This window comes from Providencia sp. R33, assembly GCF_019343475.1.
Classification (GTDB): domain Bacteria; phylum Pseudomonadota; class Gammaproteobacteria; order Enterobacterales; family Enterobacteriaceae; genus Providencia.
This window is the reverse complement of record NZ_CP072453.1, coordinates 605,636-620,230: the sequence shown is the minus strand read 5'-3', so window position 1 is coordinate 620,230 and position 14,595 is coordinate 605,636. Positions and strand designations below refer to the sequence as shown.

Genomic DNA, 14,595 nt, shown 5'->3' with positions numbered 1-14,595 from the left:
TAATGACAACACAAACCGTGAGTTCTCATAAAGTTGAATTTGATAGCGTGATCAGTGACATTGTTGATTATGTAATGGATTACCCCATTGTTTCTGAGCTAGCTTACGATACCGCTTATCATTGCCTGCTTGATACATTAGGCTGTGGCATGGAATCGTTAGAATACCCTGCTTGTAAAAAACTGTTAGGCCCAATAGTCCCAGGAACCATCGTCCCTAATGGCACTAAAATTCCGGGCACACAATTTCAGTTAGACCCCATTCAAGGCGCCTTTAATATTGGTACAATGTGCCGCTGGCTTGATTTTAACGACACTTGGCTTGCTGCTGAGTGGGGCCACCCTTCAGATAACTTAGGTGGCATTCTTGCTACTGCGGATTGGTTGTCTCGGGAAAACCTAGCCAAAGGAAAAAAACCTTTAATCATCAAAGATGTATTAACAGCCATGATTAAAGCGCATGAAATCCAAGGGTGTATAGCCCTTGAAAATGCCTTTAATAAAGTGGGGCTCGACCATGTTATTTTAGTCAAAGTCGCCTCAACCGCAGTCGTCGCACAGATGTTAGGTTTGAGCCGTGAACAAATCCTCAATGCCGTTTCCCAAGCGTGGATTGATGGCCATAGTTTACGGACTTATCGCCATGCGCCGAATACAGGCTCACGAAAATCGTGGGCGGCTGGCGATGCAACTTCCCGTGCTGTTAGGCTTGCATTGATGGCGCAAAAAGGGGAAATGGGCTACCCAACGGCATTGACCGCCAAAACTTGGGGGTTTTATGACGTTTTATTTAACGGTCAACCACTTAACTTCCAACGCCCTTATGGTTCCTATGTCATGGAAAACGTGCTGTTTAAAATCTCTTTCCCCGCTGAATTTCACTCGCAAACGGCCGTCGAAGCGGCACTTCAGCTTCATCAAGCATTAGCCGCAATAGGTAAAAGTGCCGATGATATTGCCTCAATTGCAATTCGTACCCATGAAGCCTGTATTCGCATTATTGATAAAAAAGGTCCACTCAATAACCCTGCTGACCGCGATCATTGCATTCAATACATGGTAGCTGTGCCATTAATTTTTGGTCGGCTTACTGCCGCTGATTATGAAGATAACATTGCACAAGATAGCCGTATTGATGTGCTTCGTGCCAAAATGCACTGCCATGAAGACACACAATTTACCGCTGACTACCATGACCCAGATAAACGTTCGATTTCCAATGGGTTAACCATTACGTTAAATGATGGCCAAGTATTAGAAGAAGTGGTGATAGAATACCCTGTTGGCCATAAACGCCGACGCAAAGAAGGGATGCCGTTGTTATTAAAGAAATTTAGGGTTAATTTGGCAAGGCAATTTCCTGAAGCGCAGCAACTGCGTATTCTTCAGGCATCACTCGATAAACCTATGCTAGAAAAAATGCCAGTAAATGAATATATGGATTTATTTGTGATTTAAATTCTATCCATCTTTAATACGAAAACGCCGCTAAATTGCGGCGTTATTTATTTTGTCCATCAATAAATTAGAAAATAAATTGATAGCTCGTTTGGCTGGTATAAACCCGCTGCGCTTTCGCAATACCTGTATATAGCTCCCCCCATTCAGGGTGATTAACTGCATCAGGCGGAAACTGTGTCTCTAAAGCCACGCCTGAATATGCCGTATAAATTTGGCTTTTTCCTGCAATCGCAAATAATTGATTGCCACTATAAACTTGCATTGCAGGCATAGTCGTGGTGATTTTCATCTGTACATCACCATCAGGCGCGCCTAGTATTGCCGCTGTTTGCTGGCCATCAGCAATACCACTATTGAAGATAAACGTATGATCATACCCACCAACTGCGGCTTGTACATCATCCTGTAAAAAATCTCGTCCAATGCGTTTACCTGTACGAAAATCAAAGTTCGTCTCTGTCACATCTCGCCACTCCCCTGTCGGGAGCCCTTCTGCGGTGGTAGGTAAAAACGTATCAGCCGCTATCTGCAGGTCATGCTCAAATGCAGTTCGAGCCGAATCTTCCCCTGCAAGGTTAAAATAAGTGTGATTCGTCAGATTCACTGGGCAGTCTTCCGTTGACTGGTATTTATAATCAATAATCACTTGATTATCTTCCGTTAGTTCATAGCTTACCTCAACCAATAATTCCCCAGGAAAGCCTTGATCGCCCGCAGGTGAAGTCAACGAAAAAACCGCTTTGCACGGACTTGGTTGAATAATCCCCCAAATTCGATAGCTAAAGTTGTCTTTTCCACCATGCAAGCAGTGCCTGTCTTGATTATTAGACACTGTGTATTGCTGGCCATTTAACGTAAATCGTGAGCCACAAATGCGGTTTGCAACTCGTCCGATGGTCGCGCCAAGATAGACACCTTGCTCCATCTGCTTCCCCATATTGGGTGACCCTAACACCACATCCCGCTTACCACTGGCTAAAGGCAATATGCAGCTAACCCAGCTAGCGCCTAAGCTTGTAAGTAAAATCTTCATTCCATTTTGATTGGTCAGAGCAATAACTTTTGGCGATCGGATAGTATGACGTTGTTCTTGAGTAAACCGCATTTTTTCCTCAATATTCGATAGTAATCTATTTAGCTGAAGGGGTTAAAATTAACATTTGCTCAACCGCCCCTTCCGCGTCAGCAAAAAAATCGTTCCATCTTGCAGCAACAGATTGATTTTCCACTGGTTGCCTATTGAGTGCAATAACTTATTGGCTGATATTGTTTTAATTCGACAAAAAAATAACCGAGCAAGTGACAAAGCTCGGTTATTTCGAAAACATATCGGTAACAATTCTATTAATGTTTGGTGTACTTATCGTAGGGATCTAAGTGAGTCATCACATCTAAAATCTGTGGATTTTTCATCAATTTTTTACGTGTATTAACAGCAATATCATGCCCTTGTGTGATACTCATATTTCCATCAAGCTCTAAATGCACATCAACTAATAAAAAATCTCCTGATTTACGGGTTTTTAAATCATGGTAGCCCGATAATTCATCGATGTTATCTAATACATCACGAATTTCTTGCAATGTCTCTTCATCTGCACCTTTATCCATTAAATCTTGCATTGATTGGTTGGTAAATTTAAAGCCCATCCTGAAAACAAATGTCCCTACAATCATCGCAGCGAGAGGATCGAATATACGCAGCCCACATAAGTTACCAACAATACCAATCGCTACGACCAAAGAAGATGCGGCGTCAGAACGTGCATGCCATGCATTTGCAACCAACATGCTCGAATTGACTTTTTTTGCCACGTGTAGCATGTAACGGAATAAACCTTCCTTTGCAACTAACGCAATCAAAGCTGCCACTAATGCAATCATGTGAACTTCAGGGATCAAATCAGGATTGAGCAGCTTCTCAATGGCAGACCACACCATTCCCACCCCAACAATCAATAAAATAATCCCCAAAATTAATGATGCCCCATTTTCATAACGAAAATGCCCATAAGGGTGGTCTTCATCTGGCTTTTTGTGGCTCTTTTTATTGGCGATTAAAACAACAAAATCTGCGATCAAATCGGATAATGTATGGATCCCATCCGCGATTAAACCCGATGAATGGGAGAAAACACCAATAATAATCTGCCAAATAGATAACAGCGTATTGACCAACACACTTATCAACGTGCTTTTTTTCGCTGCCTTAAATTTAGCCTGCTGAACCACGAATTCCTTGCTTGGCTGAGTCACTGCTTCATTTTTATTCATATCGTCATTTCTTTAATGAAAAACAAAATAATTATCATTTAAATAAACTTTTTAAATCAATAAGTTAAATAAACACTCAGCCAATATTCGCACATTAAATGTTAAATGTCTCATCATAAATTGTAACCAGTTAGTGTAGATGAAAATGGTTATTCTTTACTTTTGGTTACGAAAGCACTCATTATTTAATAATAGCGATAAATGCGCACTTAATAGCATTTCTTCTATCTTATTTAACTTATAGTATATAAATAGTGAATTGCTATAATCGGTTTCAAATAACATATGGATGAGGTGGCTATGTATAAAAAAATTCTAGTTCCGATTGATTTGTTAGAGGATGAATTGAATCAGGACATCATAAAACACGTTGAAGCCTTAGCCATGTTGGGGGCGCCTGAAATTCATTTTTTATCCGTCATTCCTAGTGTTGAATTATTCTTTGGTATTGAAATTGCCGCTCTGCCCGAGAGTCAGAAAGACTCAGCGGAACGCTCAATTTTGGCGATGAGAGCATTAGAAGAAATAATTAAAAATATCAAAGTGCCAGATAATCAGATTAGTTGCAAAGTAAGCATTGGATCAGCGAAAGATGAAATCTTGGATTATGCACAAGAAATTAATGCGGATTTAATTATGGTAGGTTCACACCACCCTAGCACTTCAACCTATTTATTAGGTTCAACCGCGTCTGCTATTGTTCGCCATGCAAAAACATCGGTCTTTGTGATCCGCTAAAATATGGGATAAAAAATGCCGCTAATCAGCGGCATTTTTTATTTATTTTTTGGTGGAATCAATTAACTTATCGTCTGTTGACCAAACACGATATTTTACATCCATATCAGCTGGCGCATAAACAACGATAGGGAGTTTGCTGTTATAACGAACAAACGCATCATCACCTAATTGCGTGGTAATAAAACGGTTCTCAGCTGGCTTAGTACAAGCCATCATCGTTGATGCAGGCCCTTTAATTTCATCCAGTTTATAGTAATCATAACCCCAACCGTCTAAAGTTTTCTTATCAAGATCACCCATAAACCACTGGTGGTTACAATCTGCTTTAATCGTTTTACCAATGACCAGCTCAACCATAAAGTTATTTTCATTTTGCTGGTTCGCGAGTTGAATCACATGACGAGTCATACCTGATTCTGCTTTTGGATATGGTGCGATCTTTTCCAAGTCCTCCGTTGCTACTGCACAAGATGAGACAAGTGCCGCTGCCATTACAGATAAAATCGCTTTCTTCATCATTTATTCCTATTTCAAAAGAGAAAATCAATTAAAAACTCTAAGTTCCACTACATAGTAAGTCAATTACACTACAATTATCACTATAGATGATTCTTAATTACAAAAATATAGGTTTGCCACAGTAGATAGGCGTAATAATACTTAATTTTAGTATAAGGATCATAAAAATGATAAAAAGTATGTAAATTACTCGCTAATTTAATGCACAAAATATACGCACTGATTATACTAAATTTGAGGCTTAATACATTCTGAGGAGGTAGTATGTTATCAGCAGATCAAGATTTAGTTTCAAAATTAGTATCCACCCATCCCCGTTTTCAAACGCTGTATGAAAAGCATCATCAACTCGATAAAGAAATTAGTAAACTCGAAGGCCCTTCTGGCGCTGGCTACAACGAGCATGTCGTCAAATTAAAAAAAGAAAAATTACATCTTAAAGATGAAATGCAAAAAATAATGCAATCTAGTCTGTAACCTATTAAAGATAGACTCAATAAGTTTATCTTTTTATTGAGTATCCAAGTGGTTTCAGTTAAAGAGGGTAGCCCATTGGTTAACCCTCTTTTTCATTATCCCCAAATTTATTGAACTCTATCAAAGAATCTCTCATTAAGCCCCCATAAGCTTTCTATTGAAACCATTAACATGTATATTAAATACATGTTTTATTGCGCGATGAGGGGTTATCATGGCTGGCAAACGAATAAATCGGGAAATTAAAACGATTGAAAAAATGATTAATATCTATGAAAAAGCGCACCCAGCAGCCAGTGACACACCAGATTATTATCAAACGCTTTTCGATTATGCCGTTAATCGCTTAGAGAAATGCCGCTATGGCGAAGAAAAACCTGCCTGTAAGCAATGCCCTATTCACTGCTATCAACCCAAGATGCGAGAACAAATGAAGTTAGTGATGCGCTGGGCTGGCCCTAAAATGTTATTACACCACCCAATACTCGCCATTCGGCACTTACTTGATGATCGTAAGCCTGTTCCCGATCTTCCTGCTAAAGTTAATAAGCGTACATCACAGAGCCAAGACATAAATAAGTAGAATTAACTTAAGAGCAGAAACATCACAGCATAATCCACATAAGCGGAAGCTACGTTTTTTTATACTTATTTACATAAGGTAGTCTTATTCTTTCTGTTTTTTCTCACCATTAAGAAATTATCAATATCCAACTGATATATTTATGCTTTTTTATATAGACACCTTTTATGCATAAATCTAAAAATGAGAAACACCGGAATCCATCACCTTAACACTGACTATTTATGACTGAGATATGTCCCACTAAAAAATAGTAACTCAAAATAACTAATTACTAAAATCTATATTTATATTACCTATTAAAACCATTAACGCCATCTATCAATTAAAAATAGAGACATAGGTCTCATTATCATACATTTAAACGCCATCTTGATAAAAATAATCAATCACATCGATTATTTAAATAAATAACTTAAGTAAACAATTAATTAAAACATAAGAATTATTTATTATTTATGTTTTTTACGAATGTTTAATCAATTATTAACATGGCAATAAAACCGATTACTGCACTAAAAATGATGACTCTATACAAAAACGAAAAAAAACACGAGTAAAGCGTGAAAAACAATAAAAAATTTACAACTGGCTGAAACAATCAAACCAGAACAATAAACCAGATGTTACCCATAACACTGGAATATTATAAAAACAGGAAATTAATCACTATAGTAAAACCGAGTTAAAAAACAAATTAAATCGGAAAAACTATATTTTGAAACATTTATTTATATTTAAAATAACAAAATGACACATAAATAATCGATTTATATAATTTCAACCATACAAGTAATGTCGATTTTTTATATCAAGGAATTTTCATTTTTTGATATTTAATTTCGATAGTAATGTTTAAACAGTATGAATACGACTACTTAGGTGACTATAATGCAAATTAAAAGCAATTTAAATCAGCAAGTTATAAAAAAAATGACCATCGATAAAGGGATGGCTCACACCATTATCGACCTGACCTCCAAGGGGATCATTATCGTTGAAACAGGAACTTTATTACTGGAAACCCCAGCGAATGTGCAAACCTTAGATGCAGGCGATATTCTATACCATAAGCAAGGCTCTTATTCATTCCAGTCAGCTGACTTCACAACAGATTGCCAGCTGATTTGGATAGGCTTAGAGGATGATTTTTTACGTGAGTTTATTACTCTCCATGGTTCACAACTGAGTGAAATTGAACGATTTGAAGACACATCATCCGATATTATCAAATTTACCTCGTATTCTTTAATTGATGATATCAAAAACAGCCTAAATGCAATCATCAACCATGATTACCCTGAGGTCATCGTATCATTACGCGTCAGCGAATTATTGCTGTTATTATCCTATAGTGAACAAGGTGCTATCTTACTTTCTAACTTTAAGCAATTAAGTAACCGCCAAGCTCAACGATTGCAATTATTTATGGAAAATAACTATTTAAAAGAGTGGAAGTTAAGTGAATTCGCTCGTACCTTTGGCATGGGCTTAACAACATTCAAGGAGCTATTTCATACCGTGTACGCAACATCACCCCGTTCATGGATCAGTGAAAAACGGATCATGTATGCACACCAATTATTGGTAAATACTGCAATGAGCATTGTTGAGATTTCGATGGAAGCAGGTTTCTCTAGCCAATCTTATTTTACACAAAGTTATCGAAAACGATTTGGTTACACCCCGAGTAAATCAAGAATAACAGCTTAATTACTCAATAAACTCGAGCATAGACACATGCCCTGTCAGTTATAGAAATTTCTGATTTAACTATAATCTGGCAGAAAGGCAACCAAAAAAACCTTTCTTTTTATCATCCTTTTCCATTATCAACTCTTCGTCATAAAAAAGGCAATTTGCCTTAGTGACAAATCGCCCTTTCAAAACCTAAACTACTTTTTCAGTTATTTGACTTTCATGATCTTCAAGTCAATGATAGACATCGAGTTCGGTGGTATTTCACCAGGGATCCCTGCGACCCCATAACCGCCTTCTGGCTTAATGTAGACTTTCACCATCCCACCTTCCCCTGCACGTTCAACAAACGAGTTCAATGGTGTTGGTAGTTCATTATAAGGCAGCGTTACTGGGTTTTTATCGGTATACATTACCGTTACTGTCCCATCCGTCAACTGCTCCCTCATAATAAAGGTGATGTCTTTCTTTTTAACATCGGTAATCGGTGTTCCACGCTGAATAATTTTATAATATGTATTGTTATCCAATTTACTGTATTTTTGTGCCGTAATATCTTGAATTATCTTCTGGTTTTTCTTGTCATTCTCTTCAGCGATCACTTTAGCATCTTTGCTTGGTGGTATGCGCCCCGCTAACCCTGCGCTCGCCCCCGTTTTACCATTCCCTTTTAACGCATTATTTTCATCTTGCAACAGAGTTATACGACGGTTTAAGTCCATAATTTGCGACTTAAGTCCTTCATCACTTGAAAATGCTTTTTGTGTATCTAACTCCGCCTGTAATTTTTTCAATTGTTCTTTCGCAGAAGCTAATTCTTGTTCTGCTTTCGTTGCAGAACTCAGCTTTTGTGCGTCTAACTTCAAGGCGCTAATTTGTTTATTTGCATCAGCAAGTTGAGACTCAACCTCTGCTTGCTTTTTAACTTTGGCCGCAATATCGTTTTCAAGTTTGCTAATTTGTGTTTCTTGCTCTTTGGTTTGTTTCACAAATTGTGAGTTTTGTAGTTCGAGTTTTTTCTTTTCACTCTCTTGCATTGCAAGCGCATCTTGAATTGCTTTTTTCTCTAAATCCAATTTACCCAAGGCATCTTCTTTTTGCTTCAACTGTGCTAGCTGCTTATTCAAACTTTCCGTTAATTCTTTTACTTGCTGATCACTTGCTTGACCAATTAATGTAGTTTGCTTTTCAACGTCTTTTTGCAGTTTTTGCAAGTTATCATTAGCCTGAGCCAACTGCTTCTGAGCTGCCGTATAGTTTTGCTCATTTTGCGTTAATGTAGCTTGGAGTTGCTGCTGTTGTTTCTGGCTTTCGGTATATTGTTTAGAAAGTATATTTTGAGCAGCTTGATGCTCTTGCAATTGCTGCTTAGCCGCAGCAAGCTCCGACTCTAACGTAATTTTCTGAGCAACTTTAGCGGATTGCTCAACAAGTGATGCTTGTATTTTATCGGCTTGCTGCGTTTTCTCTTTCAATTGAGCGGAAAGTTGCTGATTTTTCTGCTCTAATTCTTTCGATGTCACTTGCTGTTTCGTCAACGCATCTTTCGCTAAACGGCTATCTGCCTCTGCTTTCTTCAAGCCATCTTCTTTTTGTTTTAACAGTGCAATTTGTTTATTTAAATCAACAGTTAATGCTTCAATTTGCTGATTTGTGGCTTGGTTCATTAATGCAGTTTTAGTTTCAACATTCGCTTTTAATGTTTTAAGCTCTGAATTCGCGGTATTTAATTGCTCTTGTGCAATGACATAATTTTGCTCATTTTTCTTAAGCAAGGCTTGCAATTCAGCTTGATTCTTTTCGCTATCAGCCACTTGTTTGGCTAACGCATTTTGTGCACTTTGGTGCTCAGCGAGTTGTTTTTGTGCTAATGCTAACTCACTTTCCAAGCTAGCTTTACCTTCTGCTTTAGTCGTTTGAGCAGATAATAATGCTTGAATTTTATCGGCTTGCTGAGTTTTTTCACTCAATTGTGCAGCCAATTGTTGATTTTGCTCAGTCAGCGTTTTCTCTGTTGCTTGCTGCTTCGCTAATGCATCACGCGTTGCTTGGCTTTCTGTTTGGGCTTTTTGCAAGTCAGCTTCTTTTTGTTGCAGTAATGCAACTTGCTTATTAAGGTCAAGGGTTAATGCTTTGACTTGTTTATCATTTTCTTGCCCTATCAATGCAGTTTGTTTTTCAACCTCTTTTTGCAGTTTTTGCAAGCCCGCATTAGCTTTATCCAACTGCCCTTGAGCGGTTGTGAAATTTTGTTCATTTTGGCTTAATTTAGCTTGTAATTCAGCCTGTTGCTTTTCACTGGCAGCCAATTGCTTCGCCAATGTATTTTGCATTGATTCATGTTCAGCTAACTGTTTTTTTGCCGTCGCTAACTCGGTTTCTAACGCCGCTTTGTCCGCCGCTTTCGCCGTTTGAGCCACTAATTCCGCTTGGATTTTATCGGCCTGCTGCGATTTTTCCGTTAGCTGCGCCGTTAATTGCTGATTTTTCTGTTCAAGCTCTTTGGCCGCAGATTGCTGCTTCGCCAGCGCATCACGGGTTGATTGGCTGTCCGCTTCTGCTTTTTTCAGCCCATCTTCTTTTTGTTTCAGCAACGTAACCTGTTTATTTAAATCCGCCGTGATGGCTTTCACTTGCGCATCACTCGCTTGATTTAGCAATGCTGTTTGTTTTTCAACATCTTTACGCAGTTTCTGTAAATCTGTATCCGCTTGCTGCAACTGAGCCTGTGCAGTGGTATAGTTCTGCTCATTTTGGCTTAATTTAGCTTGTAAATCAGCTTGTTGCTTTTCACTGGCAGCCAATTGCTTCGCCAATGTATTTTGCATTGATTCATGTTCAGCTAACTGTTTTTTTGCCGTCGCTAACTCGGTTTCTAACGCCGCTTTGTCCGCCGCTTTCGCCGTTTGAGCCACTAATTCCGCTTGGATTTTATCGGCCTGCTGCGATTTTTCCGTTAGCTGCGCCGTTAATTGCTGATTTTTCTGTTCAAGCTCTTTGGCCGCAGATTGCTGTTTTACCAGCGCATCACGGGTTGATTGGCTATCCGCTTCTGCTTTCTTCAGCCCATCTTCTTTTTGTTTCAGCAACGCAACCTGTTTATTTAAATCCGCCGTGATGGCTTTCACTTGCGCATCACTCGCTTGATTTAACAATGCTGTTTGTTTTTCAACATCTTTACGCAGTTTCTGTAAATCTGTATCCGCTTGCTGCAATTGTGCTTGCGCTGTAGCATAATTTTGTTCGTTTTGGCTTAATTTAGCTTGTAAATCAGCTTGTTGCTTTTCACTGGCAGCCAATTGCTTCGCCAATGTATTTTGCATTGATTCATGTTCAGCTAACTGTTTTTTTGCCGTCGCTAACTCGGTTTCTAACGCCGCTTTGTCCGCCGCTTTCGCCGTTTGAGCCACTAATTCCGCTTGGATTTTATCGGCCTGCTGCGATTTTTCCGTTAGCTGCGCCGTTAATTGCTGATTTTTCTGTTCAAGCTCTTTGGCCGCAGATTGCTGTTTTACCAGCGCATCACGGGTTGATTGGCTGTCCGCTTCTGCTTTTTTCAGCCCATCTTCTTTTTGTTTCAGCAACGCAACCTGTTTATTTAAATCCGCCGTGATGGCTTTCACTTGCGCATCACTCGCTTGATTTAACAATGCTGTTTGTTTTTCAACATCTTTACGCAGTTTCTGTAAATCTGTATCCGCTTGCTGCAATTGTGCTTGCGCTGTAGCATAATTTTGTTCGTTTTGGCTTAATTTAGCTTGTAAATCAGCTTGTTGCTTTTCACTGGCAGCCAGTTGCTTCGCCAATGTATTTTGCATTGATTCATGTTCAGCTAATTGTTTTTTCGCCGTCGCTAACTCGGATTCTAACGCCGCTTTGTCCGCCGCTTTCGCCGTTTGAGCCACTAATTCCGCTTGGATTTTATCGGCCTGCTGCGATTTTTCCGTTAGCTGCGCCGTTAATTGCTGATTTTTCTGTTCAAGCTCTTTGGCCGCAGATTGCTGTTTTGCCAGCGCATCACGGGTTGATTGGCTGTCCGCTTCTGCTTTCTTCAGCCCATCTTCTTTTTGTTTCAGCAACGCAACTTGTTTATTTAAATCCGCCGTGATGGCTTTCACTTGCTCATCACTGGCTTGATTTAACAATGCTGTTTGTTTTTCAACATCTTTATGCAGTTTCTGTAAATCCGTATCCGCTTGCTGCAACTGAGCCTGTGCAGTAGCATAATCTTGTTCATTTTGACTTAATTTAGCTTGTAATTCGGCCTGTTGTTTTTCACTGGCAGCTAACTGATCAACCAGCATACTTTGCGCTGTTTGTGCCTCTTTTAACGCTTTTTCGAGTGCAACTTTTTGATCTGCTTGCGCTGTTTTTTCTATTAACGAAGCCTGGATTTTTTCTGCTAACTGTTCTTTCTCTGCTAACTGAGCCAATAATTGCTGATTTTGCTGCTCTAACTGTTTAGTACCCGCTTGTTGAGCATTCAAAGCTGACTGGACATCATCTTTTTCACTTTTTGCAGTATTTAATTCAATTTCTTTTTGTTTGAGTAATTCTTTTTGCTGCAAGAGCTCATTGGTCACCAATTTCACTTGCTCATCTGTATTCCCTGCAAGTTGCAATTGATTTTTAGCATCTAGCTCTAATTTCGCAATATCTGCCGTTAGCTGCTCAATTTTTACATTTGCAGCGGCATACAGTTGTTCTTTCTCAGCAAGCTGCTGTTTGATTTTAGATTGTTCAATAGCGCTTTCATTTAATTGTTTTTCAAGCTGAGCAATCGTTTCTTGGGTTTGCTGATTTTCTTGGCTAAGCTGCGTTAAATTATTCTGTTTTTGTTCAATCGTTTTTTCCGCTTCAGCCAGTTTGCGGTTTAGCGTATCAATTAACGATTGATCATCTGAAGATGAATTTAATAGTGCTTGCAGTTGCGCAATTTGATTTTTATTTTGTTTAACATCTTCATTAAGCTGATTAATTTCAAATTCTTTTTCTGCAATTGTCTGAGTTAATTGTGCAACACTCTTATTATGATTAATTAGCTCAGCAACAAGTTGTTCATCATTTAACAAATTGTTATAAGAAATAAGTTGGCCTACACCTTGTGCAATCCCAAATTTATATAAATCGGTTAACTGCTGGCGTTCAATTAATTGTGCAAGTTGCTCAAGATAGGCTGAAGCATCTATCCCTGACGGTCTTGCAAATTTAGAAGAATACAACCCGAGAGGATCGAGAACTAACTGATATTTGGCAAAATCCCTTGCTAAATATTCAGGGTGCCATTGATTACTTTGGAATAAATAGGGATAGGATGAGAGTAAAATTGGCGCAGAAGCGTTATTTGTTGTCACCGCACAGACATCAGAAAAAGTTGTTTTTTCTGGTTCTGCTGGCGTCGTTTTAGCCGCATCGACTTGATTTGTCGATGCTGCGCCTGATTTTCTTTTACCTGTTGTCTTACCTTTACTTCCTTTATTCGCTGCCGCGGACTTTTGTCTTTCCTTTGGCGCAGGCACCGTCGATAGTGAAGAGAAAATATCGTAACCTTGAACTTGTGTATTAACTGGCTGCTGTTGCTGTTTTTGCTCTTTTACTTTTCCTTCGTTTTCCAATTGAAGGTAAGTATCAAAATCATCAATAACACTATTAAATTTATCTGCTTTTGGAGCATGACTAAAAAATGTCGTAACAAGTGCCAGCGACACACAAAGTCTAAGGTTTATTCTCATAATCCACTAATTTTCTTCAATGTTGATTCGGTAGACAAGACTGAGTTATAGCGAACTTTTGCACAGAGCACTTTCGTTTTAGACTCAATCGCCATTTGCAGTAATTCAATTGTGTCAGGGCTAGCGGTACCTTCAACTTCTCGATAGAGACGGTTGATTTCACTAACTTCTTTAAATGAACCTACTAAACGGTTGTAATCTTTTGGTGAAAGTGTTTTTAGTGCGTTTAATTCCTTAACACACGTATTTAGGTGAGCAAATGTTTGTTGGTCAGCACCACTTTGTCCATAAGTTGTTGACGCTATTGGTGTGCGATTAATAGCGCTATTTAACACTTTTTGTGATTCAGGGTAAGAGTCATCAGTTTGAGTTGCATTTACTGCAGGTTGCTGAGCAACTGGTGTCGTATTTGCATTTACTGTTTGTTTACTCGGGGTATTCGGCGTTGCTGTATTGTATGTGTCTGAGCCAAATGTACAGCCAGAAAGAAGAGCCGTACCTGCTATAAGCAAAGATGCAACATGAAATTTATTTTTTAAAAACATATGGTTACCTTACCAGTACTTTTCTTCGCTATTATAATGATGTCCAAGAAACCTAGTGTAAGCTAAAAACTAGTTATTTTCTATAAGTCCGAATGTAGAAATAGAGCCATCTCATAAATTTATGATTAAAATAACTTTAGTTTTAAATTTATTTTATCGCTACCCTTGCGTTCCTTTTATGAGCTTATTCTTATTAATGCACCAACTCAGTCATAAATTAACACCTTTAAGGTGCTATTTAATTATATTATGTTATCCAAACATTATTTTACGAGTTTATGTAACCATAAACATAACAGTTCAATAACACAAAGCCTGGGTTCTTTTTTATCTTATGGCTGTAACACTTACTAACAAATAAAATAGTTTTTAGCACACAAAAAAGGTGTATTAACTACCCTCATAGCTCTAAGTTACTCTAAAACATTTAAGTACAACCGCCTTACCTGAAAATAAGCAACTTCACCTAATCTCAATCACAAAAAGACTGAATTCAATAAATTTCATGTATACTCAATGGGTTATGTCAAACAAGCACCAACAAACACCTTACATAGTACTTGTGT

General features: G+C 38.5%; 10 protein-coding genes. 5 read left to right on the top strand and 5 right to left on the bottom strand.

Annotation, left to right across the window (positions count from 1 at the left end):
- The first annotated feature begins 2 nt into the window (after positions 1-2).
- Complete coding sequence (locus tag J6836_RS02800) at positions 3-1,457, top strand: bifunctional 2-methylcitrate dehydratase/aconitate hydratase (protein ID WP_219246636.1); 1,455 nt, start codon at positions 3-5, stop codon at positions 1,455-1,457.
- A gap of 67 nt (positions 1,458-1,524) precedes the next feature.
- On the opposite strand, the gene J6836_RS02795 is transcribed toward J6836_RS02800, so the two are convergent.
- Together J6836_RS02795 and J6836_RS02790 are read right to left on the bottom strand one after the other, a co-directional pair.
- Positions 1,525-2,565, bottom strand: a complete 1,041-nt coding sequence (locus J6836_RS02795) for a galactose-1-epimerase (protein WP_219246634.1) — start codon at positions 2,563-2,565, stop codon at positions 1,525-1,527.
- Positions 2,566-2,804: 239 nt separating this feature from the next.
- Positions 2,805-3,734, bottom strand: a complete 930-nt coding sequence (locus J6836_RS02790; protein ID WP_219246631.1) for a cation diffusion facilitator family transporter — start codon at positions 3,732-3,734, stop codon at positions 2,805-2,807.
- A gap of 300 nt (positions 3,735-4,034) precedes the next feature.
- Here J6836_RS02790 and J6836_RS02785 point away from each other — a divergent pair, with 300 nt between their 5' ends.
- Positions 4,035-4,472, top strand: a complete 438-nt coding sequence (locus J6836_RS02785; protein WP_219246629.1) for a universal stress protein — start codon at positions 4,035-4,037, stop codon at positions 4,470-4,472.
- Between the two features lie 42 nt (positions 4,473-4,514).
- Here the strand turns inward: J6836_RS02785 and eco are convergent, their stop codons facing one another.
- The gene (eco, locus tag J6836_RS02780) at positions 4,515-4,991 is read right to left on the bottom strand and encodes a serine protease inhibitor ecotin (protein WP_219249341.1); all 477 of its coding nucleotides are present in this window, start codon (positions 4,989-4,991) and stop codon (positions 4,515-4,517) included.
- A gap of 267 nt (positions 4,992-5,258) precedes the next feature.
- On the opposite strand from eco, the gene J6836_RS02775 reads away from it, so the two are divergent.
- The 3 genes from J6836_RS02775 (at position 5,259) to J6836_RS02765 (ending at position 7,767) form a co-directional block, all read left to right on the top strand.
- Positions 5,259-5,471 carry a DUF465 domain-containing protein gene (locus J6836_RS02775; RefSeq protein ID WP_219246627.1) on the top strand — a complete coding sequence of 71 codons (213 nt, stop codon included), beginning with the start codon at positions 5,259-5,261 and terminating at the stop codon, positions 5,469-5,471.
- A gap of 214 nt (positions 5,472-5,685) precedes the next feature.
- Positions 5,686-6,054, top strand: a complete 369-nt coding sequence (locus J6836_RS02770) for a nitrous oxide-stimulated promoter family protein (protein ID WP_219246625.1) — start codon at positions 5,686-5,688, stop codon at positions 6,052-6,054.
- Positions 6,055-6,945: 891 nt separating this feature from the next.
- Positions 6,946-7,767: a helix-turn-helix transcriptional regulator gene (locus J6836_RS02765; RefSeq protein ID WP_219246623.1), complete on the top strand. Its 822-nt coding sequence runs from the start codon at positions 6,946-6,948 to the stop codon at positions 7,765-7,767.
- A 194-nt stretch (positions 7,768-7,961) separates the two neighbouring features.
- On the opposite strand, the gene J6836_RS02760 is transcribed toward J6836_RS02765, so the two are convergent.
- Positions 7,962-13,484, bottom strand: coding sequence for a hypothetical protein (locus J6836_RS02760; RefSeq protein ID WP_219249587.1), 5,523 nt, complete (start codon positions 13,482-13,484; stop codon positions 7,962-7,964).
- Entirely contained in the window at positions 13,481-14,029 is a 549-nt protein-coding gene (locus J6836_RS02755; RefSeq protein ID WP_219246622.1) for a hypothetical protein, read from the bottom strand. The genes J6836_RS02760 and J6836_RS02755 overlap by 4 nt, the downstream gene beginning before the upstream one ends.
- Between the last annotated feature and the right edge of the window lie 566 nt (positions 14,030-14,595).

What these genes read in the sequence shown, in the direction of transcription:
- J6836_RS02800 (WP_219246636.1), top strand. Translation starts at nt 3, where the DNA reads ATGACAACACAAACCGTGAGTTCTCATAAAGTTGAATTTGATAGCGTG.
- J6836_RS02795 (WP_219246634.1), bottom strand. Translation starts at nt 2,565, where the DNA reads ATGCGGTTTACTCAAGAACAACGTCATACTATCCGATCGCCAAAAGTT.
- J6836_RS02790 (WP_219246631.1), bottom strand. Translation starts at nt 3,734, where the DNA reads ATGAATAAAAATGAAGCAGTGACTCAGCCAAGCAAGGAATTCGTGGTT.
- J6836_RS02785 (WP_219246629.1), top strand. Translation starts at nt 4,035, where the DNA reads ATGTATAAAAAAATTCTAGTTCCGATTGATTTGTTAGAGGATGAATTG.
- eco (WP_219249341.1), bottom strand. Translation starts at nt 4,991, where the DNA reads ATGAAGAAAGCGATTTTATCTGTAATGGCAGCGGCACTTGTCTCATCT.
- J6836_RS02775 (WP_219246627.1), top strand. Translation starts at nt 5,259, where the DNA reads ATGTTATCAGCAGATCAAGATTTAGTTTCAAAATTAGTATCCACCCAT.
- J6836_RS02770 (WP_219246625.1), top strand. Translation starts at nt 5,686, where the DNA reads ATGGCTGGCAAACGAATAAATCGGGAAATTAAAACGATTGAAAAAATG.
- J6836_RS02765 (WP_219246623.1), top strand. Translation starts at nt 6,946, where the DNA reads ATGCAAATTAAAAGCAATTTAAATCAGCAAGTTATAAAAAAAATGACC.
- J6836_RS02760 (WP_219249587.1), bottom strand. Translation starts at nt 13,484, where the DNA reads ATGAGAATAAACCTTAGACTTTGTGTGTCGCTGGCACTTGTTACGACA.
- J6836_RS02755 (WP_219246622.1), bottom strand. Translation starts at nt 14,029, where the DNA reads ATGTTTTTAAAAAATAAATTTCATGTTGCATCTTTGCTTATAGCAGGT.